The organism is Aeromonas sobria (assembly GCF_050266975.1).
Taxonomy (GTDB): Bacteria; Pseudomonadota; Gammaproteobacteria; order Enterobacterales; family Aeromonadaceae; genus Aeromonas; species Aeromonas sobria_B.
In genome coordinates this window covers 45,785-68,770 of record NZ_JBKISU010000022.1, presented here as the reverse complement: position 1 = coordinate 68,770, position 22,986 = coordinate 45,785, and the positions used below count along the sequence as shown (strand labels likewise).

Here is a 22,986-nt window from a genome sequence, read left to right as displayed (position 1 = left end):
CGTTCGTGTTTCGTGATCCGAATCACTAACATGGCGGCCATGAAAGGGAGCTGATCTGCTCCCTGTCAGCCCGGGTCCTCCGGGTTGCCACTACTCATCCAGATCTGACAATCACTCCTCCCTCACGGTGAGGAGCGCCCTGCTTTTGATGTCGTGGAGCGCACATGAATCGGCACAGCTTTTATCCCCTGTTTTTCCTGACCATCCTCATGGTCGCCGTGGGGCAGATGACCCAGACCCTCTATGTCCCCTCCATCCCTGTGATGGCAGTGGATCTGGGGGTGAGCGCCGCCTCCTTGCAGGCGGTGATGGCCTGCTATCTCATCCCCTACGGCCTCTCCCAGTTCGTCTATGGCCCCGTCTCGGACAAGTGGGGGCGCCGTCCCGTGCTGCTCATCGGCATGATGGTGTTTCTGCTGGGGACCCTGACCATACAGCTGATCCCGACGGCGACGGCCCTGCTGGTGGGCAGCTTCATTCAGGGGCTGGGCACCGGGGCCGGTGGCGCCATGAGCCGCACCCTGATGCGGGATCGCTACAGCGGCGCCGAGCTCAACCGCGCCAACAGCCTGGTGAGCATGGGGGTGATCTTCTCCCCCCTGCTGGCCCCCGTGCTGGGGGGCTGGCTCACCGAGCTGCTTCACTGGCGCGCCGGTTACTGGTTTCTGTTCGGCTTCGGCGCCCTGACCACACTGGCCCTGCTGGCCTGGTTCGTCGAGACCCTGCCGAGGGAACGTCGTCAGCCGCTGCGGGTGCGGGCGGCCTATCGCCACGTGCTCGGCAACCCGCGCTTTCAGGGCAACCTGCTCTGTCTGATGGCCACCTTCGCGGGGCTGGCGGTGTTCGAGGCGGCGGCCGGGGTACTGCTCGGCGACGTGCTCAAGCTGAGTGCCCGCACCGTCAGCGTCTTGTTCGTGCTGCCGCTGCCGGGCTACCTGTTTGGCGCCTGGCTCTCGGCCCGCCTGAGCTTTCGCCTGAGCCAGGGCAGGTTGATGCGCCTTGGCATCGCCTTCCTGGCCCTGGGGGCCCTCATCATACTGGTGCCCGGGCTGCTGGGGGTGGTGAACGCGGCCTCCCTGGTGGGGGGCGCGGCGGTCTACTTCATCGGCAGCGGCATCCTCTACCCCACTGCCACCTCCTGCGCCATCGAGCCCTTCCCGGGCCAGGCGGGCACCGCCGGTGCCATCCTGGGGGGCATGCAGAACCTGGGGGCCGGCGTGGTGACCCTGCTGGCCGCGACCTTCCCCATGCAGGGGCAGCTGGGGCTCGGCATCATCATGACCCTGATGGTGCTGATCGTGGCCCTGAGCTTCGCCTGGCTGCGCCACCACGGCGCCCCTCACGAGCAGATGGCGACCTGACGCCACCGGGTGCCTCCCATACTTGAGCCCGCCATTGGCGGGCTTGTTTTTTTGCGGGATACCGGGTCAAGGGGCGCGCGTCAGGGGGAGAGGGGGGCCTCCTGGGTCAGGTCGAGAAAGGCCCGCATGGCGGGGGTGATGCTGTGCTGGCGCGTCATGAAGACGGTGCGACCCGCCTCGAGGGGCTCGAGGGGGTGGCAGACGAGATCCGCGAGCTGGCTGGCGGAGTGGGCGAGGCCGGCGCTGACGACGGCCCAGCCCAGGCCGTGGCGCACGGCGCTCACCAGATGGAACAAGGAGTCGGTCTCCAGCACCAGATCCAGCGTGATCCCGGCTCGCTCGGCGGCGAGATCCAGGTAGGCGCGAAACTGCATGGTGCGACTGGGCAGCACCAGGGGTCTGTGTTGCAGGCTGGCCAGGGTCATGGGGCCCGTATGGGGCAGTGCATTGGCCCGGCTCATCAGCACCGCCATCCGGTTGTCGCCCTGGGGATAAAGATGAAAGGCGCGCTTGCCGCCTCCCAGGGGATCGTCAAATCCCAGCCCTATGTCGCACTGGTGCAGCTCCAGCTGGGCGATGAGCGCCTCGTTGCTGAGCACCGCCAGGCGGATCACGATATCTGGGTAGCGCTGCTTGCACCGGGCGATGAGCGGCATGATGTCGACATTGGACTGGGGCACTATGCCGATGCGCAGGGTGCCGGACAGCTCGCCATGAAACAGTGCCAGCTCCTGCTTGAGCGCCTCCTGCTCCAGTAGCATCCGCTCGGCGTAACGGCGCACCAGCTCGCCGGCCTCGGTGAGGGCGACGAACTGGCTGGTGCGCACCACCAGATCGGTGCCGACGTTCTTCTCCAGGGCCGTGATGCTGGCCGACAGGGTGGGCTGGGTGATGTGGCAGGCCTTGGCGGCCTTGGCAAAGTGGCGGTGTCTGGCCAGTTCATGAAAATAGTGCAGCTGCTTGATGTTCATGGCGAGGGCGACGGGGGGAGAATGGCGTTAAAAATTAATCAATTGAAATCGCAAGGTCAATAGAATGGCTCTATCGGGATATAGATTTATTTCATTGGTTTTGCACCGCATGGCTCTCTAAACTTGAATGCAATCTGCATTTTTAGGTCAACCCTTATGCCCGAATACAGTCCCGTCCCGGCCTTGCCCCCGCTGGATCATCTGGTGGAGGAGGTGGCGGTCGCCATCAACGTCAATGGCATCAACCATGCGGTGATGATGGCGACCCCGGACGATCTGGACGACTTCGCCATCGGCTTTCTGTTTGGCGAGTCCATCATCGCCCACAATCACGAGGTGCATGATATCCGGGTCGCCACCGCAGAGCAGGGGCTGGTGCTGGATGTGACCATCGCCAATCGCTGCCTGGCCCGGCTCCAGTCGCGCCGACGCAGGCTGACCGGGGCGACCGGCTGCGGCATCTGCGGGGTGGAGGCCGTCGAGCAAGCCTTTCCCGAGGTGATCCCGCAGCCCCCTGTGCCTCCCCTGGATGGCGAGCTGCTGGCCGGATTGCGACCGCAGATAGCCCGCTGGCAGCTCAAGGGGCAGCGCCACGGGGCCCTCCATGCGGCGCTGGCCCTGGATGGGCAGGGACGGATCCTGCACTGCCGGGAAGATATCGGGCGCCACAATGCCCTCGACAAGCTGATCGGCCTGCTGCTGCGCCGGCAACTGGCCTGCGACACCCTGGTGGTGACCAGTCGCTGCGGCAGCGAGCTGGTGCAAAAGGCGGCCCAGTACGGCGCCCGCCACCTGGTCTGTCTCGCTTCCCCCAGTCAGCTGGCGGTCAGGCTGGCCCTCAAATACCACCTCAATGTCGTCCATATCCCCAAATTTGATGCCCCGGTCAGCTATTCCAGCTATTCCCCGGCAGATCCCATCGGAGCGTGCCATGAGCCATATTGACAAGCCTGCCAAAGCAGGTGGTTTTTCCTCCCTGCAATCCACCATGAAGCAGGTACTGCGCAGCCAGAAGACCCGGCAGAACATCAAGAACCTGCTGAGGGTCAACCAGACCCATGGCTTCGACTGCCCGGGCTGCGCCTGGGGGGACAATGACCATGGCGCCTTCCAGTTCTGCGAGAACGGCGCCAAGGCGGTGGCCTGGGAGTCCACCGGCAAGACGGTGGGGGCCGACTTTTTCGCGGCCCACTCGGTGCGCCAGCTCGCCAGGCAGAGCGACTACTGGCTGGAGTATCAGGGGCGATTGACCGAGCCCCTGCGCTACAACCCGGCGACCGATCACTATGAGCCGGTGAGCTGGGACGACGCCTTTGCGCTGATTGCCGATACCCTCAAGGGGCTGGCCAGCCCGGACGAGGTGGAGTTCTACACCTCGGGGCGCGCCAGCAACGAGGCCTCCTACCTCTATCAGCTGTTTGGCCGCCTGTTTGGCACCAACAACTTCCCCGACTGCTCCAACATGTGCCACGAGGCGAGCGGGGTGGCACTGACCCAGTCGGTCGGCGTCGGCAAGGGCACTGTGGTGCTGGATGACTTCGATCGGGCCGACGCCGTGTTCGTCTATGGCCAGAACCCGGGCACCAACCATCCCCGCATGATGAATGCCCTGCGCAAGGCGGCGAAAAACGGCTGCAAGATTGTCAGCTTCAACAACTTGAAAGAGGTGGCCCTCGAACGCTTTGCCAGCCCCCAGAGCCCCCTCGAGCTGCTGACCCCGGCGGCCACCACCATCAGCCATCAATACCTGACCCCCAAGCTGGGTGGGGACATGGCCGCCATCCGCGGCATGGCCAAATACCTGCTGGAACAGGCGCCGGAAGCGGTGGACAGAGACTTCATCGCCCGCCATACCCGCCACTTCGATGAGTACGAGGCGCAGGTGCGCGCCACCGGCTGGGACGAGATAGAGCAGCAGTCCGGCCTGACCCGCGACGAGATAGTGCAGGCGGCCCGGGTGTTTGGCGCAAGTTCGCGCGTCATCAGCTGCTGGGCCATGGGGCTGACCCAGCATCTGCACTCGGTCGACACCATCCGCGAGGTGGTCAACCTGCACCTGATGCGCGGCCAGCTGGGCAAGCCGGGGGCGGGGCTCTGCCCGGTGCGTGGCCACAGCAACGTGCAGGGCAACCGCACCATGGGCATCAACGAAAAGCCGAGTGCGGCCTTTATCGAGCGCCTCGAGCGCCACCTAGAGGTGAGCCTGCCCAAGGCCCCTGGCCACAACGTCTATGAGGCACTCAAGGCGCTGCACGAGGGCAGGAGCAAGGTGCTCGTCTGCCTGGGGGGCAACCTGGCGGCGGCGGCGCCCGATACCGAGTTTACCTGCACGGCGATGAAGCGGGCCGAGCTCAATGTGCAGATCAGCACCAAGCTCAACCGCAGCCATCTGCAGGTAGGCAAGGCGGCGCTGATCCTGCCCTGCCTCGGTCGCACCGAGCTGGACATCCAGCGCAGCGGCAACCAGCAGATCACGGTGGAGGACACCTTCAGCATGGTGCACGCCTCGACCGGGGCGGCCGAGCCGGTGTCGCCGCTCTGCCTGTCGGAGACCGACATAGTGGCGCGCATGGCCCATGCCACCCTGGGCAGCGAGCGGGTCGACTGGCTGGCCCTGCGCGATGACTACGGCCGCATTCGCGATCTTATCGAGCAGACCATCGCCGGCTTTGCCGATTTCAACGCCCGCATCCAGCAGCCGTGCGGTTTTCATCTGGAGAACACCGCGGCGCTGCTGACGTGGAATACCGCCAGCGGCAGCGCCGAGTTTCGGGCAAGCCGTTTGCCGCGTTCCGTGTTGCCGGAGTGTACCCGCCACGCCGAACAGATGAGCGATCAGCCGGTGCTCTTGCTGCAGAGCCTGCGCTCCCACGATCAGTACAACACCACCATCTACGGCATGGATGATCGCTATCGCGGCATCAAGGGCCAGCGCAACGTGGTGTTCATGAACGAGGCGGACGCGCGCCAGCTGGGCGTTGAGGAGGGGACGCGCGTCGACCTGGCCGCCATCTGCAACGATGGCCGCGAGCGCAGCGTGACCGGTTTTGTGGTGGTGATCTACGAGATACCGAGGGGCAACATCGCCGCCTACTACCCCGAGACCAACCCGCTGGTGCCCATCGACAGCATAGGGGCGGGCTCCTTTACCCCCACCTCCAAGTCCATCCCCGTGCTGGTGACCGCCTCCCGCGCCGAGGAGGCGCTGCTGCGAAGCCGCTGAGGGAAGGGGTGGCCGGTGCGGGGCAGCGGCCAAAAAGAAAAAGCCCGTCACGCTGGTGACGGGCTTTTTGCTGTTGGTACCCCGGAGATGCCGTTGCCGGTTTGGGCCCTTGAACCGTTGGTTCAAGGCGGGAATCGAATCTGACCGCAGGCTTCTCGGTCGTGCCGAGCATGCGCAATAGCCAGAAGGCCGATCCCCTGTTGGGTATGATTATCGGCTCGGGGACTTGAACCGGCTGACAAACACTCCAGGGAATTTTAAAACGGGTCGCGAATTAAGGCTGCTCGCCCTCTTCGTCATGGACAGCACCACTTGGTTCACTGCTGTCGCCATAGTGACCATGCTCGATCAGTGCCGCTTCTATGGTGCGTTGCAGCATCTTGATCCGCTTGTCCATGGTCTCAGAGTATTGGTGGTTCTTCTCTTTTTCAAGGCAAAGCTCGTGGCAAAAATTGAGCGCCGCCATGATGGCCAGCTGCTCGTTGCTGGAGACCTTGGAGCGCTGACGCAGCTCCACAAGCTTGCTGGATAACTGGTCGGCGGCCTGGCGCAGGGCATCCTGCTGTCCCAAGGGACAAGATACCTTGTAGGGACGTCCCAAGACGACGATTTCTACGGCCTCTGTGCTCATGCCTTCCTCAATACGGCGGGATTGTTTCCGCCCTTATCCGTGTGGACAACTGGCCGGGACTATATAGCGCAGATGCAGAAGTTTCAAGGCCTTGCTGGCTCTGACCGGGTGAGAATGCTAGGATCTTCGCCATCAATTCCGGCTATTTGACTGAACTTTGAGCGGATCCCAGATGAGCAAGACAACCCCCCCCAATAACGCGGCCCTGGCCGACCTGATGGAGCAGCACGAGCTGATGGCCACGGCGGTAGAGGCCCATGGCGTTATCTGCGGCCTCGTCTGCGGTGGCGTGGCCCTGGATGACAAGAGCTGGCTGGCGCCGTTCAACGACCTGGTCAACGATGGTTTCGGCCTGCCGGCCCAGGTGCGCCAGGCGATGTCGGAGCTCTACCAGAACGCCATCGAGAGCCTGATGGCCCAGAAGGGGGTGGAGCTGTTGCTGCCCGGCGACGATGCCCCCCTGGACGAGCGCATCGATGCCCTGGTGGATTGGTCCCAGGCCTTCCTGGCCGGATTTGGCGTGGTGCAGCAGGAGCTCTCCAAGGCTTCCGAGGAGCTGCAGGAGATGATCCAGGACATCGCCAACATCACCCAGGTCTCGGACGAGTTCGACCAGGAGGACGACGAGAACGAGGCGGCCTTCCTGGTGCTCTACGAGCACGTCAAGCTGGGGGTCATGATGAGCTTCGAGGAGTTTGGCAAACGCCCGGATACCCCGGTCGCGCCGCCCACCCTGCACTGATCCCAGCCCGCCCGGGGATCCCAGGACGGGGCCACCGTGCCCCGTCGGGCTGCCCGGGTTGGCGGCGGTGGCCATTTTTGCCCGTGGCCTCCCATTGCGGCCGGGGCAACTGTGATAGCATGCCCCCACGTTTTATCGGATTCTCTTCATCCCATGTCTCACATCGATCCGACAGTTCCTCCTTCATTGCAGGCCGACGTCACCCTGGTCGGCGGCGGCATGAGCGGCGCCGTGCTGGCCCTGGCACTGGCCGCCCTGCGTCGCCCCGATGGCACCCCTCTGCAGATAGTGCTGCTGGAGGCGAGCGCCCCCGAGCAGGGCCCCCATCCGGGTTTCGATGCCCGCGCCATCGCCCTGGCCGCCGGCAGCTGCGAGGCCCTGGCCCGTCACGGGATCTGGCCCCGGCTCGCTCCCCATGCCAGCCCCATCACCCAGATCCACGTCTCCGACCAAGGCCACCCGGGCCAGACCCGGCTGACGGCGTCGGAATACGGCCTGCCCGCCCTGGGCCAGGTGATCGAGCTCAGCGCCGCCGGTCAGGCCCTGCAGGAGGCCATCGCCCAGACGGCCAACATCCGCATGCTCTGCCCGGTGCAGCTCACCGCCGTCATCCCGGGGGAGCAGGCCGTCGACCTGCTCCTGGCATCGGGGCAGTCGATCTCGACCCGGCTGCTGGTGGCGGCCGATGGCGGTCACTCCTTCGTGCGCCAGGCCCTCAAGATCCCGGTGCGCCGCCACGACTATGGCCAGAGCGCTGTGATTGCGACGGTAAAAACTGCCGAGGATCCCGCCGGTTGCGCCTTCGAGCGCTTCACCCAGGGGGGGCCTCTGGCGCTGCTGCCGATGCAGCAAGGGCTCAGCTCCCTGGTGTGGAGCCTGCCGGGGGACGAGGCAGAGACCGTCATGGCCCTCGATGACCAGGGGTTTCTCGACCGGTTGCAGCAGGCCTTCGGCTGGCGGCTCGGCCGCTTCCTGCGCACCGGGGTGCGCCACTGCTACCCGCTGGCGCTCACCGCCGCCGACTATCCCCTGGGCCAGCGCACCGTGCTGGTGGGCAACGCCGCCCATCTGCTGCACCCGATCGCGGGGCAGGGTTTCAACCTCGGCATGCGTGACCTCGACGCCCTGTGCGCCGCCCTCTGCCACGCCCTGGCCCAGGGGGAGGACATTGGCGGCTATCCGGTGCTCGCCCGCTACTGGCAGTGTCGCCAGGACGATCAGGAGGCGACCATCTGGCTCACCTCCTCCCTGGCCCGGCTCTTCTCCAATGACCTGGCCCCCCTGGTGGTCGGCCGCAACCTGGCCCTCGCCCTGATGGCGCGGCTGCCCTGCCTCAAGGAGCCCCTGGCGCGCCAGACCCTGGGATTCCAGCCCCCGTTTCCTGCCCGCAAGGAGTAAGCCATGGCCCATTACGATCTGATCATTGTGGGGGGCGGCATGGTGGGGCTGGCCCTCGCCGCCGCCCTGAAAGAGAGCCGCCTGCGGGTCGCCATCGTCGAGGGGCAGCTGCCCGACCCGCAGCTGGGGGAGGCGCCGGACAACAGGGTCAGCGCCCTGAGCCTGGCCAGCCAGCAGATCCTGCGCGGGGTCGGTGCCTGGCAGGGGATCTGCTCCCGCCGCCTGCAGGGGTACGGTCGGATGCAGGTGTGGGAGCGCGACAGCTTCGCCCGCATCGAATTCGATGCCGCCCGTCTCGGGCTGGCGCACCTTGGCCACATCGTCGAGAACCGGGTCATCCAGCTGGCGCTGCAAGAGGCCATCGCCCACCAGCGCCATATCGAGCTGCTGGCCCCCGTCAGCGCCAGTGCCCTGAGCCTGGGGCCCGAGAACGCCCTGCTGACCCTGAGCGATGGCCGCGTGCTGTCGGCCAGGCTGGTGGTGGCCGCCGATGGTGCTCACTCCTGGGTGCGCAAGCAGGCCGACATTCCGCTCACCAGCTGGGATTATGGTCACCACGCCCTGGTGGCCACGGTGCGCACGGGGGAAGCCCACGGCGCCGTGGCGCGCCAGATCTTCACCCCCGAAGGGCCGCTCGCCTTCCTGCCCCTGTGGCAGCCGGATCTCTGCTCCATCGTCTGGTCGGTGCCCGCGGCGCGGGCCGAGGCGCTGTGTGCCCTGGATGAAGAGGCGTTCAACCGCCAGCTCACGACGGCGTTCGATGCCAGGCTAGGCCTGTGCAAGGTGGAAGGGGCGCGCAGCGCCATCCCCCTCACCGCCCGTTATGCCCGCGACTTTGCCCGGGAGCGGCTGGTGCTGGTGGGGGATGCCGCCCACACCATACACCCCCTGGCGGGGCAGGGGGTCAACCTGGGGTTGCAGGATGCCGCCGCCCTGGCGCAGAGCCTGCTGGCCACGCTCGCCAAGGGCAAGGACATCGGGGCCCTGGCGGAGCTGCGCAGCTATGAGCGTTGGCGCAAGACGGAGGCCGCCCGCATGCTGGCGGCCATGGAGGGGCTCAAGCGGCTGTTCGGGGGGAGTCATCCCCTCAAGAAACTGGTGCGGGGCCTGGGGCTGAACGGGGTCGATGCCATGGCACCGCTCAAGCAGAGCCTGATCCGCAGCGCCATGGGGCTGGAGGGGGAGCTGCCGGTCCTGGCCCTGGGGGCGAGGGCATCCTTGGCTGAAAAAAACTAATCCTAGTCGCCATATTTAATAATAAAAGTAATCCGAGAGGCTGGTGTGCTCATCTGAGCCGTCAGCCTTTAATATGGGAAGGTGGCGAAACGTTTTCCTCTAAATTGTGACGAGACGGTAAAAATCAAAATTTAACTCTGTAAAATGCCGGTCAATACTGTTTTTTCCGCTGTTTTTGTCATAGTGTTTGGCCGCTATCAGCATGTTGTGGATTAGTTTTTTTTAAGCAGCGCTTCGCAGCGCTTGTCTTATAATCCGCGCCATCGAAGGAACCAGTCCCGCGCCGCCCCCAGGGAGGCCGGGAGCGAGCCCAGGCCCAGTGGCCGCCGGCCCAAGCCGCTCAAGGTGGGGCTGAGCCGGTCCAGGTTTTAAGGAAAAAACAGCGATGACCCAGACTACCGTATTGCACCCCAAGCACCTGGAAGCCGGCGCCAAGATGGTCGATTTTCACGGCTGGGAGATGCCCATCAACTACGGCTCCCAGCTGGAAGAGCACCATGCGGTGCGCACCCAGGCGGGCATGTTCGACGTCTCTCACATGACCATCGTCGATTTGACCGGCGAGCGGGTGAAAGCCTTCCTGCAATATCTGCTGGCCAACGACGTGGCCAAGCTCACCACCCCGGGCAAGGCGCTCTACAGCGGCATGCTGGCCGAGGATGGTGGCGTCATCGATGATCTCATCACCTATTACCTTGGCGACACCTTCTATCGCATGGTGGTCAACTCCGCCACCCGTGAAAAGGATCTGGCCTGGATCCGCCAGCATGCCGCGCCCTTCGCGGTGACGGTGACCGAACAACCCGAGCTGGCCATGATTGCCGTGCAGGGCCCCGAGGCCAAGACCCTGGCCGCCAAGGTGTTCACCCCCGAGCAGAACGCCGCCGTGGCCGGCATGAAGCCCTTCTTCGGGATGCAGGCCGGGGATCTCTTCATCGCCACCACGGGTTACACAGGTGAAGAGGGATACGAAATCGTGGTGCCCGAGACCCAGGCCTGCGATCTGTGGCAGGCACTGCTGGATGCGGGCGTGGCCCCGTGCGGCCTGGGTGCCCGCGATACTCTGCGCCTCGAGGCGGGCATGAACCTCTATGGCCAGGACATGGACGAGGGGATCAGCCCGCTCGCCGCCAACATGGCCTGGACCATCGCCTGGGAGCCTGCCGACCGCGATTTCATCGGCCGCGCCGCCCTGGAAGCCCAGAAGGCCGCCGGGGATCAGCCCAAGCTGGTGGGTCTGCTGATGGAGGAGAAGGGGGTGCTGCGTGCCGGCATGCCGGTCAGCTTCACCAGCGCGTCCGGCGCACTCCGGGAAGGGGTGATCACCTCAGGCTCCTTCTCGCCGACACTGGGCCTCTCCATCGCCCTGGCCCGGGTGCCTCGCGACATCGGCGAGCAGGCCCAGGTCGAGATCCGCAAGAAGCTGGTGACCGTACAGGTGACCAAGCCGGCCTTTGTACGCAACGGTCAGAAATTGGTGTAACGTTTAGCGTTTCGGGCCCGGGGCCTGCCCGGGGCCGTTCTGTTCAATGATTCAAGTGAATAAAGGAAGCACAAATGAGCCATATCCCGAGCGAACTGAAATATGCCACTTCCCACGAGTGGATCCGCGTCGAAGCCAACGGCGAGGCCGTGGTCGGCATCTCCGAGCACGCCCAGGATCTGCTGGGGGACATGGTGTTCGTTGACTTGCCGGAAGTGGGCAAGCAGGTCGGTGCCGGTGATGACTGCGCCGTGGCCGAGTCCGTCAAGGCCGCCTCCGACATCTACAGCCCGGTGAGCGGCGAGATCATCGCCGTCAACGAAGAGCTGGAAAGCAGCCCAGAGCTGGTCAACTCCGACCCCTACGGCGCCGGCTGGTTGTTCCGCATCAAGCTCGATGACGAGGGCGAGCTCGCCAACCTGCTGGATGCCGACGGCTACCAGAACGTGGTTGACGAAGAGTAATGTCGCCCCGGGCCCTGCATCGCGCGGGGCCCTTTGCTATGGCCCCTCCCATCGCGCGAGGCGGCGCCGTGCCAGCCCCATCCCCTGCGGGCGGCCGCGACCATCAAGAACTGCTATCAGGCATAGCCACTAGGAAATAGGGAAATGACCCAGTCACTGTTTGAACTCGAGCAAAAAACCGATTTCATCCGCCGCCACATAGGCCCGGGTGAGGAAGAAGTGCGGGCCCTGCTCGCCACCGTGGGCGCCGAGAGTCTGGACGATCTGATTGAGCAGACTGTCCCCGCCGCCATCCGCCGCCTGGGCCCGCTCGGCATCGGCGCCCCCATGACCGAAGTGGAAGCCCTGGCCAAGCTCAAGGGCTATGCGGCCAAGAACCAGATCGCCAAGAGCTACATCGGCATGGGCTATCACGACACCCACGTGCCCCACGTCATCTTGCGCAACGTGCTGGAAAACCCGGGCTGGTACACCGCCTACACCCCCTATCAGCCGGAGCTGGCCCAGGGCCGTCTCGAGGCCCTGCTGAACTTCCAGCAGCTCACCTTGGACTTGACCGGCATGGATCTGGCCAGCGCCTCCCTGCTCGATGAAGCCACCGCCGCCGCCGAAGCCATGGCGCTCGCCAAGCGCATGGCCAAGTCCAAGTCCAATCTCTTCTTCGTGGCCGACGACGTTCACCCCCAGGTGATCGACGTGGTCAAGGAGCGCGCGGTGCACTTCGGTTTCGACGTGGCCGTGGGCCCCGCCTCTGATGCGGTGAGCGAGGAGGTGTTCGGTGCCATGTTCCAGTACCCGTCCACCACCGGCAATGTGACCGATCTGCGCTCCCTGATCGCCGCCGTCCAGGCCCAGAAGGGGCTGGCCTGCGTCGGCGCCGACATGCTCTCCCTGCTGCTGCTCAAATCCCCGGGTGAACTGGGGGCCGACGTGGTGTTCGGCTCCGCCCAGCGCTTCGGCGTGCCCATGGGCTACGGTGGTCCCCACGCGGCGTTTTTCGCCACTCGCGATGCCTACAAGCGCTCCATGCCGGGCCGCATCATAGGCGTCTCCAAGGATGCCCGTGGCAAGAGTGCCCTGCGCATGGCCATGCAGACCCGCGAGCAGCACATCCGCCGCGAGAAGGCGAACTCCAACATCTGTACCGCCCAGGTACTGCTGGCCAACATGGCGAGCTTCTACGCCGTCTACCACGGCCCTGTGGGACTGAAGACCATCGCCTCCCGTGTCCATCGTCTGACCAGCATCCTGGCACTGGGGCTCACCGCCAAGGGGCTGACCCTCAAGCACGACAGCTGGTTCGACACCCTCACAGTGCTGACCACGGGCAAATCCGAGTTGATTGCCAAGGCCGAAGGACTGGGCATCAACCTGCGCACTGATCTGGACGGTGCGGTTGGCGTGTCCCTCTCCGAGACCACCACCCGCGATGACGTGGCCGAGCTGTTCGATCTGTTCCTCGGTCAAGGCCATGGCCTGGATGTCGCGGCCCTGGATGCCAAGGCCCAGGCTCACCACGCCATCCCGCAGGATCTGCTGCGCACCGACGCCGTGCTGACCCACGAGGTGTTCAACAAGTACCACTCCGAGACCGAGATGCTGCGCTACATCCACCGTCTCGAAGCCAAGGATCTGGCCCTGAACTACGCCATGATCTCCCTGGGCTCCTGCACCATGAAGCTCAACGCCACCGCCGAGATGATACCGGTGACCTGGCCCGAGTTTGGCAAGCTGCACCCCTTCGCCCCGCTGGCCCAGACCCAGGGTTACCAGCTGCTGCTGGCAGACCTCGAAGACTGGCTGGTGAAGGTGACAGGTTATGACGCTGTCTGCATGCAGCCGAACTCCGGCGCTCAGGGGGAATACGCGGGCCTCTTGGCCATCAAGAAGTACCACGAGTCCCGCGGCGAAGGGCATCGCGATGTCTGTCTCATCCCGGCATCGGCCCACGGCACCAACCCGGCCTCCGCCCAGATGGCGGGCCTCAAGGTCATAGTCACCGCCTGCGACAAGTTCGGTAACGTCGATCTCGACGATCTGCGTGCCAAGGCCGCCGAGGTGGGGGAGAAGCTCTCCTGCCTGATGGTGACCTACCCCTCCACCCACGGGGTGTACGAGGAGACCATCAAGGAGGTGTGTGACATCGTTCACCAATATGGCGGTCAGGTGTACCTGGACGGCGCCAATATGAACGCCCAGGTGGGCCTCACTGCACCGGGCTTTATCGGCGCTGACGTGTCGCACCTCAACCTGCACAAGACCTTCGCCATTCCCCATGGCGGTGGCGGCCCGGGCATGGGCCCCATAGGCGTGAAGCAGCACCTGGCACCCTTCGTGGCCGGTCATGCCGTGGTCAAGACCGACAAGGAGAGCCGTGACAACGGCGCCGTCTCGGCGGCACCCTTCGGTTCGGCCAGCATTTTGCCCATCAGCTGGATGTACATCGCCATGCTGGGGGACGAGGGGCTGAAAAAATCCACCCAGGTCGCCATCCTCAACGCCAACTACCTGGCCAAGAAGCTGGGGGAATCCTTCCCAGTGCTCTACACCGGGCGCAACGGCCGGGTGGCTCACGAGTGCATCCTGGACATACGCCCGCTCAAAGAGGCCTCCGGCATCAGCGAGATGGACGTGGCCAAGCGCCTGATGGACTACGGCTTCCACGCGCCGACCATGAGCTTCCCGGTGGCGGGTACCCTGATGGTCGAGCCGACCGAATCGGAATCCAAGCGCGAGCTGGATCGCTTCGTGGAAGCCATGACCGCCATCCGCGCCGAGATTGCCAAGGTGCAGGACGGCCACTGGAGCCTGACCGACAACCCCCTGGTCCATGCGCCCCACACCCAGGATGACGTGATGGACGAGCAGTGGAGCCGCGGCTACACCCGCGCCGAGGCGGTCTTCCCGTCCGACGCGGTGCGCGCCGCTAAGCTGTGGCCCTCGGTCAACCGCATCGACGACGTCTACGGCGATCGCAACCTGTTCTGCTCCTGCATCCCGACCGAGGATTACGTCGGGGAGTGATGTAGCTGATCACGGCCATTCAAGTTGGAAACCGTGACATTGACGTTGGAAACACAAAGACCCTGCATCGCAGGGTCTTTCTATTTGTGCTGTGCATGTTGTGCATTGATTGCGCAATATAAGTGACGCTGGTTAGCGCCGATGGCCCGCTCGCGGTCGGCTCTTTATAGCGATCATGGCGATAGAGGCAAAATGCGAGCTGGCACTATTGACGCACCTGCGCCAGTTGCGACAGACTGCCGCCGCATCATTGGCGATAACGCGATGTTTTGTGAACTTGCCGCGGCTTGCCACCCTCTGTGTCGGATTTCACTCTCAGTGTCGGGCTTTAACCCGTGCCGCAAGATCCCATTGCTATCCGATGCTGGCAACCCAGCAGGCCATCATCACCATGCGCAAAGCGCAGCCGCTGCTGCAACACGAACTGCAACGCAGCAACGAACAGAGCCGAACAGCGCTCGAAAAAGAGTGCCTGCCATGGCGGCCAGCGGGCTTGAACGATCACTCCAGCACCCCGCTCAAGCGCCAGCGCTTTCCCGTTTATCCGGCCACTGCCCAAGGAATTGTGACTTATGACTACCTCGATAAACCAGGACGATATCAACAAGGCCCTCTGGTCTGCCTGCGATACCTTCCGGGGCACCATCAGCGCCGATACCTATAAAGACTTCGTGCTTACCATGCTGTTCCTGAAATACATCTCAGATGTCTGGCAGGATCACTACGACGGCTATCAGGCGCAGTACGGTGACGCGCCGGAGCTGATCGAAGAGATGCTTAAAAACGAGCGCTTCGTGCTGCCCAAACAGGCCAGTTTCTACAGCCTGTTCGAGCGTCGTCACGAGCCGGGCAACGGCGAGCGGATCGATCAGGCGCTGCACGCCATCGAAGAGGCCAACGGCAGCAAGCTCAAAGACGCGGGCAAGAGCGTGTTTCAGGACATCAGCTTCAACACCGACCGCCTCGGCGAAGAGAAGCAGAAGAACACCATACTGCGCCACCTGCTAGAAGATTTTGCCAAGGATGAGCTCAACCTCAAGCCCAGCCGGGTCGGCACCCTGGATGTGATCGGCAACGCCTATGAGTATCTCATCAAAAACTTCGCCGCCAGCGGCGGCCAGAAGGCGGGGGAGTTCTATACCCCGCCGGAAGTCTCCGATCTCATCGCCGAGCTGCTGGAGCCGATGCCGGGCGACACCATCTGCGATCCGGCCTGTGGCTCGGGGTCGCTGTTGATGAAGTGCGGCCGCAAGGTGGTGGAAAACCATGGCGAGAAGCGCTACGCCCTCTACGGGCAGGAGGCCATCGGCTCTACCTGGTCGCTGGCCAAGATGAACATGTTCCTGCACGGGGAAGACAACCACAAGATCGAGTGGGGCGACACCATCCGCAACCCCAAGCTGCTGGATATTAACGGCGATCTGATGCGCTTCGATATCGTGACCGCCAACCCGCCGTTTTCGCTGGATAAATGGGGTTATGAGGAGGCCGGGCACGATAAGTTCGGTCGCTTCAAGCGCGGGCTGCCGCCCAAAACCAAGGGGGATTACGCCTTTATCCTCCATATGATTGAAACCCTGAAACCGGCATCTCGTGGACAAAAAGGCGGTCGCATGGGGGTGGTGGTGCCTCACGGCGTGCTGTTTAGGGGCTCTTCTGAGGGGAAAATTCGCCAGCAGTTGATCGATGAGAATCTGCTCGATGCGGTGATCGGCCTGCCGGAGAAGCTCTTCTACGGCACCGGCATTCCCGCCGCCATCCTGATCTTTAAAAAGCAGAAGGTGGATGACAATGTGCTGTTTATCGACGCCAGCCGTGAGTTCAAGGCGGGTAAAAACCAGAACCTGTTGAGCGCGGACAATATCGCCAAAATCGTCGCCACCTATCGCAATGGCGGCAGTGTCGATAAATACGCCTATCTTGCCTCGCTTAAAGAGATCAAGGATAACGACTACAACCTCAATATTCCCCGTTATGTGGATACCTTCGAGGAAGAAGAGGAAATCGATCTGCTGGCGGTGCGTGCCGAGCGGGAGCAGCTAAAAACCCAACTGGCCGAGCTGGAAGCCGAGATGGCCAAGTATCTGGAGGAGTTGGGATATGGTGTCTAAACAATATTCTCAACTTGAATTGATGCAGGCCAGAATAAGAAATATTCCTGATAGCTGGTCGTTTAGCTATATAGGTATAACTTTTAACATTAGAAATAATCTGCGTAAACCAATCAACGAAAATGAGCGTGAGAAAAATCCGGGAATTTATCCTTACTATGGTCCGACAAAAGTTCAAGGCAACATTGGGACCTTTGAGCAGGATGGCTCATACGCTTTAATCGGCGAAGATGGCGATCATTTTCTGAAATATGAAACTCAGTCAATGACTCAGCTTGTTGATGGGAAATGTACTGTTAATAATCACGCGCATATTATAGAGGGCACAAGTAAAGCCACAAGAGAGTGGTTTTATTACTATTTTATGCATCGTGACATATTCAGTTTTCTAAGCCGTCAAGGTGCTGGTCGTTACAAACTTAACAAAGCGTCACTTGAGAAAATCCCATTACTTATACCGCCACTCGCAGAGCAGAATAAAATTACCAAAATCCTCTTCACTTGGGATAAAGCGATCAGCGCCACCGAGCAACTGCTGGCCAATAGCCAGCAGCAGAAAAAGGCGCTGATGCAGCAACTGTTGACCGGTAAAAAACGCCTGCGGGATAGCAATGGCGTCAGGTTTAGTGGGGAGTGGAAACTAGCCAAGCTATCAAAAATATTTGAAAGAGTGACAACCAAAAATGATGGTAAAAGTACCAATGTTGTCACTATCTCTGGACAACATGGCTTAATCCGCCAAGAGGACTTTTTTAAAAAATCAGTCGCATCTGACACCCTTGATGGCTACTTCTTGCTAATGAAAGGGCAGTTCGCATACAACAAAAGCTATTCAAATGGTTATCCTATGGGGGCGATTAAGCGTCTCAATCGCTACACCGATGGTGTTGTAACCACCTTGTATATCTGCTTTGAAATATCTGAACCAACCAAGGCAAACGGTGATTTTTGGGAGCACTATTTTGAATCTGGATTACTAAATAATGGTCTCTCACAAATTGCACATGAGGGGGGCCGAGCTCATGGCCTATTGAATGTAAAACCAACAGATTTTTTCTCACTGAAAGTATCTTTGCCATCACTAGATGAACAACAAAAAATAGCCGCAGTGCTCTCCACTGCCGATCAGGAAATCACTGCCCTGCAACAAAAACTGGCTGCCCTAAAGCAAGAGAAAAAGGCATTGATGCAACAACTGCTGACCGGCAAACGGCGGGTCAAGGTCGAGGAGGCCGCTTAAGATGAACCCACTCATGATAGATGCCGCCGATGAGGCGGAGAACCGCTGGCTGGAAGCGCGCTTGCGCGAATATGGCAACGCCAATGCCATTCGCAACCTCTCCGAGCTGGATGGCTTTCTGACCGCCGTTATCTCCAGCCCACAGCAGCCGCCCATGGACCGCTGGTGGCTCGCCATCTGGGGTGGGGTCGAGCCCGCATGGCGCGATCGGGCCGAGCGGGATCGCTTTATGCAACAGGTGATGATCCAGTTGGCATTCCTCTCCTATGCCCTTACCGAGCAGCATGACGAGTTCGAGCCCATTTTTACCCTTGCCCCCAATATGGAGCCCCCCATCGAGATCGCCAAATGGTGGTGTGCGGGTTATCTGCGCGGCGTGGCATTGGGCAACTGGCCCGAGCTACTGCCCGGGCAGCAATCCGAACAAAAATCCGAGCAACAATCCGAGCAGGAATCCGCGCTACAAGAGGCGCTGGCGCTTATTCGCCTGCATGGCAGTGATGAGCAGTTGGCGCAGTTGACCCGTCTCTCGCTAACGCAATACCAACAGAGCGTGGCCGAGGTGGCCCCCGCCGCGCTGCGGCTGCACGGCCATTTTCAGGCCCTGCAGGGGGCAAATACGATGCCGGTAGCCGCACTAGCGTCAGCACTCTCGACCATCCTGCCGGCCAACGCCGCCGCCAAGGTCGGGCGCAATGAGCGATGCCCCTGTGGCAGCGGCAAGAAATTCAAGCAGTGCTGTTTGCACTGAAAGGGGAGCGTGGGATGAACGAAAACGATCTGATCCTCTACACCACAGATGACGGCGAATCCCATCTAGTGCTACGCGAGCTGGGGGGCCAAATATGGCTAACCCAGCAGGAAATGGCCGAGCTCTACCAGACCAGTAAACAGAACATCGGCAAGCATGCGAAGGCCATCTTGTCAGAGGGGGAGCTGGCTGAGGGGGCAGTTGTAAACCGCAAGTTTACACCTGCCGCCGATGGAAAAGAGTATCTGACACTGCTTTATGCCCTGCCCATGATCGTCGCTATTGGCTACCGGGTGCGTTCGACCCGTGGCACCCAATTTCGGCAGTGGGCCACCCGCACCCTGGGCGAGTATCTGACCAAGGGCTTCGTGATGGATGACGAGCGCCTGAAGAATCCATCGGTCGGCACGTCGATAGCGCCGGATTACTTTGATGAATTGTTGGAGCGGATCCGGGACATCCGTGCCAGTGAGCGGCGCGTCTATCTGCGGGTGCGTGAAATCTTTGCGCTAGCGGCCGACTATCAGCCCTCTTTCAAGGAGACCACCCGTTTCTTTCAGATCATCCAGAACAAGCTGCATTTTGCCTGTTCCGGCCTCACCGCTGCTGAACTTATCCATCAGCGGGTCGATGCCGATAAACCCAATATGGGCCTGATGACCGTCAAGGGAGCAGAGGTTCGCAAGGGTGATATTACCAACGCCAAAAACTATCTGACAGAACGCGAAATCCGGGAACTGAACCGCATCGTCGTCATGTGGCTGGATTTTGCCGAAGATCAGGCCGAGCGGCGCCAGCAGATATTCCTGCAAGACTGGCAGATCAAGCTGGACCAATTCTTGACGTTCAACGATCGTGACATTCTCAGCGGGGCAGGGCATGTCAGCAAGCAGCAAGCAGAAAACAAGGCGGAAGCCGAATACGCGCGTTACGCCAAGCAGCAGCGGCAGTTAAAAGAGCTACAGGGTGAACAGGACATTGCTGCGTTGTTGAAATGGCAGCCGCCAAGCCAAAAGAAGGGCGAGCAATGATACAACCCATCCCGAAATTCCAAGAAGAGTACAGCGCCAAGATCCCGGCCCTGACCCTGCTGACTCAGCTGGGCTGGACCTTTCTCTCCCCGGAGCAGGCGCTGGCGGCGCGGGATGGCAAACCCGATCAGGTGGTGATGCGCCAACAACTGCGCAGCGTGCTGGCCGAGCGCACCTTTGTGTTTGCCGGCAAAACCCATCCGCTGTCAGCCAAATCGGTGGACAATCTGGTGAGCGAACTGTGCAGTCCTGCGCTCAATGACGGCTTGCAGGCGGCCAATGAGCGGCTCTATAACCACCTGCTCTACGGCATGTCGGTCACCGAGTTTGTCGATGGCAAGAAGGTGAGCCCCACCATCCCCCTGATAGACTGGTATCACCCGCACAACAACCGCTTTACCTTTACCGAGGAGTTTCGAGTCACTCGTTCAGGTGGTATCGGTTCTTCGTTTCAAGAGCATCGCCGCCCCGATATCGTCTGCTTCGTCAACGGCTTGCCCTTGGTAGTGATCGAGGCCAAGCGCCCGGATGGCAACGCCAAGAAAGGCCCGACCATCAAGGAGGGGATCTCCCAGAGCCTGCGCAACCAGCGCCAGGGCGAGATCCCGCTGCTGTTTGCCTATAGCCAGTTGCTGCTCTCCATCAATGGTATCGAGGGTCGATATGGCACCTGCGGTACGCCGGAGACCTTCTGGGCCGCCTGGCGCGAGGAGGACATCGGCGATGGCGAGATGGCGGCTATCAAGAACCAGCCTCTTTCGACTACGCAATTATCTGCCTTGTTCAACCACCGACCTGCCGCCGATCTGGACTGGTATCAGACGCTGATTGCGGCTGGCGAGCTGGCTGTCAGCGATCAGGACCGCTTGCTCATCAGCCTGCTCTCCCCGGATCGGCTGCTGGAGATGACCCGGCTGTTCACCCTGTTTGACAAGAAGGCGGGCAAGATCGTCGCCCGCTACCAGCAGGTGTTTGGCATCAAGCGCCTTATCGAGCGGATCAATCAAAAAAATGCCACGGGTGGCCGTGAGGGCGGGGTGATCTGGCACACCACCGGCTCGGGCAAGTCGTTCACCATGGTATTCCTTAGCAAGGCGTTGATCCTGCACGACAGTTTGAAACAGTGTCGCCTGCTGGTGGTGACCGACCGGGTGGATCTGGAGAGCCAGCTCAGCAAGACCTTCGCCTCCAGCGGTGAACTCGCTGGCAAGAAAGATAAAGAGGCGGCCATGGCCACCTCGGGCAAGCGTCTGGCGCAGCAGATCGGCAAGGGTAGCGAGCGCATCATCTTCTCGCTTATTCAGAAGTTCAACTCAGCCACCAAGTTGCCGGAATGCATCAACAAGAGCCCGGACCTTATCGTGCTGATCGACGAGGGCCACCGCAGCCAGGGGGGCGAGAACCATATTCGCATGAAGCAGGCGCTGCCCAATGCCGCCTTTGTCGCCTTTACCGGTACGCCGCTGCTCAAGGATGACAAGACCACCAACAAGTTTGGCCCCATCGTCCATGCCTATACCATGCAGCGGGCGGCCCTGGACAAGGCGGTGACCCCGCTGCTCTATGAGGAGCGTATCCCCGATCTGGAGGTCAACGAGCGGGCCATCGACAGCTGGTTTGACCGCATCACCCAGGGGTTAAACGAACAGCAGCAGGCCGATCTGAAACGCAAATTCGCCCGCAAGGGCGAGATCTACAGCGCGGAAGATCGCATCAAGCTCATTGCGTTCGATATCGCCAGTCACTTTGCCAATAACATCGACGAGGGGCTCAAGGGTCAGCTGGCCTGTGACAGCAAGGCCTCGGCGGTGCTCTATAAAAAGTACCTCGACGAGGCAGGGCTGTTCGAATCTGCAGTGGTGATGAGCCCACCCGACAGCCGCGAAGGCAACACCGAGGTTGATGAATCGACCACTCCGCTGGTTACCCAATGGTGGAAGGAGAATGTCGGTGCTTTCTTTGGTTCTGGGGATGAGCAGGAGTACACCAGACAGGTCGTGAACCGTTTCGATCAGGATGACGACCTCAAGTTGCTGGTCGTGGTGGACAAGCTGCTGACCGGCTTCGATGAGCCAAAGAACACAGTGCTTTATATCGACAAGCCGTTGAAAGAGCACAACCTGATCCAGGCGATTGCGCGGGTCAACCGGCTGCACCCGAAGAAGCAGTTTGGCCTGCTTATTGACTATCGCGGCATTTTGGCAGAACTCGATACCACCATCGGCAAGTATCAGGATCTCGCTTCCCGTACTCAGGGTGGCTATGACGTTGACGACCTCAAAGGTCTCTACAACCAGATGGGCACCGAATATAAGCGGCTGCCTCAGCTCTACCAGACCCTGTGGAACATCTTCGCCGGGGTGAAGAACAAGCAGGATATCGAGCAGTTGCGCCAGCGGCTGGTGCCCAGGATGGAGGAGGCCCCGAACGGGGAAGGGGAGAAGGGCGAACTGGTGGATGTGAACCTCAAGGTGCGCGAAGACTTCTACGAGGCGCTCACGGCGTTTGCCAGCTGTCTGAAAGTCGCGTTGCAGTCGGCCTCTTTCTTTGAAGACAGCGCCTTTAGCGAGGCGGATCGCCGTCACTACAAGGAGACGGTGAAACAGCTCTCCAGCCTGCGCCAACTGGTGCAGCAGGATGCTGGCGAAAAGGTTGATTACGACGAGTACGCCGAGCAGGTGAAGAAGCTGCTGGATAAACATGTGGTCGGTGTGGAGGTTAAAGAGCCGGGTGGCGTCTACGAAGTCGGCAAGATGGGCCAGAAACAGCCAGAAGAGTGGAGCGAGAACAAGACCCGCAACGAGACCGACATCATCAAGACCCGCGTTACTCGCATGATTGAGCAGGAGCTGCGTGACGACCCTTATGCCCAGGAAGCCTTCTCCAAGTTGCTGCGCCAGGCCATCCTTGATGCGGAGAAGCTGTTCGAACACCCGCTCAAGCAGTACATGCTGTTTCGGGAGTTCGAAGAGCAGGTGCAGGAGCGGCGTCTTGGTGACATGCCCGACGCCTTTGCCGGTCATCGCCATGCGCAGGCCTACTTTGGCGTGTTCAAGAAGGTGCTGCCGGAAGTGTTTGCCATCACCGACAGTCAGGTAGAGGACAAATGGATAGCGCTGGCCTTCGAGATCGATACGGTCGTGGATGCGTCGGTGGCCGAGCACTCCATCAACCCGCAGAACATCGAGGCGGGTATTCGCAAGCAACTGCTGCCGCGCATGTTCCAGGAGTGCAAAGCCATCGGCAGCGGCATGGAGCAGGCCAAGAAGATCGTCGAGATGGTGGTGCAGATCACCCGCGTTGGCTTGAGCGGAGTCTGA

Annotated in this window: 16 protein-coding genes and 1 other RNA gene; 14 read left to right on the top strand and 3 right to left on the bottom strand. The window is 61.5% G+C overall.

What is annotated here, in order from left to right:
* Window positions 1-164 precede the first annotated feature (164 nt).
* Entirely contained in the window at window positions 165-1,361 is a 1,197-nt protein-coding gene (gene emrD, locus ACLHZ1_RS13600; RefSeq protein WP_427262522.1) for a multidrug efflux MFS transporter EmrD, read from the top strand.
* Window positions 1,362-1,441: 80 nt separating this feature from the next.
* Here emrD and ACLHZ1_RS13595 read toward each other — a convergent pair whose 3' ends face one another.
* Window positions 1,442-2,332 (bottom strand): LysR family transcriptional regulator, encoded by an 891-nt coding sequence (locus tag ACLHZ1_RS13595; RefSeq protein ID WP_427262521.1) that lies wholly within the window; start codon window positions 2,330-2,332, stop codon window positions 1,442-1,444.
* Window positions 2,333-2,488: 156 nt separating this feature from the next.
* Here ACLHZ1_RS13595 and ACLHZ1_RS13590 point away from each other — a divergent pair, with 156 nt between their 5' ends.
* Both ACLHZ1_RS13590 and ACLHZ1_RS13585 read left to right on the top strand, forming a co-directional pair.
* Complete coding sequence (locus ACLHZ1_RS13590) at window positions 2,489-3,277, top strand: formate dehydrogenase accessory sulfurtransferase FdhD (RefSeq protein WP_427262520.1); 789 nt, start codon at window positions 2,489-2,491, stop codon at window positions 3,275-3,277.
* On the top strand, window positions 3,264-5,555 hold the full coding sequence (locus tag ACLHZ1_RS13585; protein ID WP_427262519.1) for an FdhF/YdeP family oxidoreductase: 2,292 nt from the start codon (window positions 3,264-3,266) through the stop codon (window positions 5,553-5,555). Before ACLHZ1_RS13590 ends, ACLHZ1_RS13585 begins: the two co-directional genes overlap by 14 nt.
* Window positions 5,556-5,629: 74 nt before the next feature.
* Here ACLHZ1_RS13585 and ssrS read toward each other — a convergent pair.
* Together ssrS and zapA are read right to left on the bottom strand one after the other, a co-directional pair.
* A non-coding RNA gene (gene ssrS / locus ACLHZ1_RS13580) (6S RNA) lies at window positions 5,630-5,812 on the bottom strand.
* 17 nt (window positions 5,813-5,829) lie between these two features.
* Window positions 5,830-6,186, bottom strand: coding sequence for a cell division protein ZapA (gene zapA, locus ACLHZ1_RS13575; protein ID WP_111873047.1), 357 nt, complete (start codon window positions 6,184-6,186; stop codon window positions 5,830-5,832).
* Window positions 6,187-6,358: 172 nt separating this feature from the next.
* Between zapA and ACLHZ1_RS13570 the strand changes: the two genes are divergently transcribed.
* The 11 genes from ACLHZ1_RS13570 (at window position 6,359) to ACLHZ1_RS13520 (ending at window position 22,986) form a co-directional block, all read left to right on the top strand.
* A complete protein-coding gene (locus ACLHZ1_RS13570; protein WP_427262518.1) occupies window positions 6,359-6,928 on the top strand; it encodes a UPF0149 family protein in 570 nt (189 codons plus the stop codon).
* A gap of 153 nt (window positions 6,929-7,081) precedes the next feature.
* Window positions 7,082-8,326 carry a 2-octaprenyl-6-methoxyphenyl hydroxylase gene (gene ubiH, locus ACLHZ1_RS13565; RefSeq protein WP_427262517.1) on the top strand — a complete coding sequence of 415 codons (1,245 nt, stop codon included), beginning with the start codon at window positions 7,082-7,084 and terminating at the stop codon, window positions 8,324-8,326.
* Between the two features lie 3 nt (window positions 8,327-8,329).
* On the top strand, window positions 8,330-9,562 hold the full coding sequence (locus ACLHZ1_RS13560) for an FAD-dependent 2-octaprenylphenol hydroxylase (RefSeq protein WP_427262516.1): 1,233 nt from the start codon (window positions 8,330-8,332) through the stop codon (window positions 9,560-9,562).
* Window positions 9,563-9,947: 385 nt separating this feature from the next.
* Window positions 9,948-11,045, top strand: a complete 1,098-nt coding sequence (gcvT, locus tag ACLHZ1_RS13555) for a glycine cleavage system aminomethyltransferase GcvT (protein WP_427262515.1) — start codon at window positions 9,948-9,950, stop codon at window positions 11,043-11,045.
* Window positions 11,046-11,119: 74 nt separating this feature from the next.
* Window positions 11,120-11,509, top strand: a complete 390-nt coding sequence (gcvH, locus tag ACLHZ1_RS13550; RefSeq protein ID WP_427262514.1) for a glycine cleavage system protein GcvH — start codon at window positions 11,120-11,122, stop codon at window positions 11,507-11,509.
* Between the two features lie 144 nt (window positions 11,510-11,653).
* Complete coding sequence (gcvP, locus tag ACLHZ1_RS13545) at window positions 11,654-14,533, top strand: aminomethyl-transferring glycine dehydrogenase (protein ID WP_427262513.1); 2,880 nt, start codon at window positions 11,654-11,656, stop codon at window positions 14,531-14,533.
* A gap of 572 nt (window positions 14,534-15,105) precedes the next feature.
* The gene (locus ACLHZ1_RS13540) at window positions 15,106-16,644 is read left to right on the top strand and encodes a type I restriction-modification system subunit M (protein ID WP_427262512.1); all 1,539 of its coding nucleotides are present in this window, start codon (window positions 15,106-15,108) and stop codon (window positions 16,642-16,644) included.
* Window positions 16,634-17,884, top strand: coding sequence for a restriction endonuclease subunit S (locus ACLHZ1_RS13535; RefSeq protein ID WP_427262511.1), 1,251 nt, complete (start codon window positions 16,634-16,636; stop codon window positions 17,882-17,884). Before ACLHZ1_RS13540 ends, ACLHZ1_RS13535 begins: the two co-directional genes overlap by 11 nt.
* Window position 17,885: 1 nt before the next feature.
* A complete protein-coding gene (locus ACLHZ1_RS13530; RefSeq protein WP_427262510.1) occupies window positions 17,886-18,635 on the top strand; it encodes a UPF0149 family protein in 750 nt (249 codons plus the stop codon).
* 14 nt (window positions 18,636-18,649) lie between these two features.
* Complete coding sequence (locus ACLHZ1_RS13525) at window positions 18,650-19,666, top strand: virulence RhuM family protein (RefSeq protein ID WP_427262509.1); 1,017 nt, start codon at window positions 18,650-18,652, stop codon at window positions 19,664-19,666.
* A complete protein-coding gene (locus tag ACLHZ1_RS13520; RefSeq protein ID WP_427262508.1) occupies window positions 19,663-22,986 on the top strand; it encodes a type I restriction endonuclease subunit R in 3,324 nt (1,107 codons plus the stop codon). The genes ACLHZ1_RS13525 and ACLHZ1_RS13520 overlap by 4 nt, the downstream gene beginning before the upstream one ends.

Coding starts and splice junctions, on each gene's coding strand:
- emrD (WP_427262522.1), top strand. CDS start 165: ATGAATCGGCACAGCTTTTATCCCCTGTTTTTCCTGACCATCCTCATG.
- ACLHZ1_RS13595 (WP_427262521.1), bottom strand. CDS start 2,332: ATGAACATCAAGCAGCTGCACTATTTTCATGAACTGGCCAGACACCGC.
- ACLHZ1_RS13590 (WP_427262520.1), top strand. CDS start 2,489: ATGCCCGAATACAGTCCCGTCCCGGCCTTGCCCCCGCTGGATCATCTG.
- ACLHZ1_RS13585 (WP_427262519.1), top strand. CDS start 3,264: ATGAGCCATATTGACAAGCCTGCCAAAGCAGGTGGTTTTTCCTCCCTG.
- zapA (WP_111873047.1), bottom strand. CDS start 6,186: ATGAGCACAGAGGCCGTAGAAATCGTCGTCTTGGGACGTCCCTACAAG.
- ACLHZ1_RS13570 (WP_427262518.1), top strand. CDS start 6,359: ATGAGCAAGACAACCCCCCCCAATAACGCGGCCCTGGCCGACCTGATG.
- ubiH (WP_427262517.1), top strand. CDS start 7,082: ATGTCTCACATCGATCCGACAGTTCCTCCTTCATTGCAGGCCGACGTC.
- ACLHZ1_RS13560 (WP_427262516.1), top strand. CDS start 8,330: ATGGCCCATTACGATCTGATCATTGTGGGGGGCGGCATGGTGGGGCTG.
- gcvT (WP_427262515.1), top strand. CDS start 9,948: ATGACCCAGACTACCGTATTGCACCCCAAGCACCTGGAAGCCGGCGCC.
- gcvH (WP_427262514.1), top strand. CDS start 11,120: ATGAGCCATATCCCGAGCGAACTGAAATATGCCACTTCCCACGAGTGG.
- gcvP (WP_427262513.1), top strand. CDS start 11,654: ATGACCCAGTCACTGTTTGAACTCGAGCAAAAAACCGATTTCATCCGC.
- ACLHZ1_RS13540 (WP_427262512.1), top strand. CDS start 15,106: ATGACTACCTCGATAAACCAGGACGATATCAACAAGGCCCTCTGGTCT.
- ACLHZ1_RS13535 (WP_427262511.1), top strand. CDS start 16,634: ATGGTGTCTAAACAATATTCTCAACTTGAATTGATGCAGGCCAGAATA.
- ACLHZ1_RS13530 (WP_427262510.1), top strand. CDS start 17,886: ATGAACCCACTCATGATAGATGCCGCCGATGAGGCGGAGAACCGCTGG.
- ACLHZ1_RS13525 (WP_427262509.1), top strand. CDS start 18,650: ATGAACGAAAACGATCTGATCCTCTACACCACAGATGACGGCGAATCC.
- ACLHZ1_RS13520 (WP_427262508.1), top strand. CDS start 19,663: ATGATACAACCCATCCCGAAATTCCAAGAAGAGTACAGCGCCAAGATC.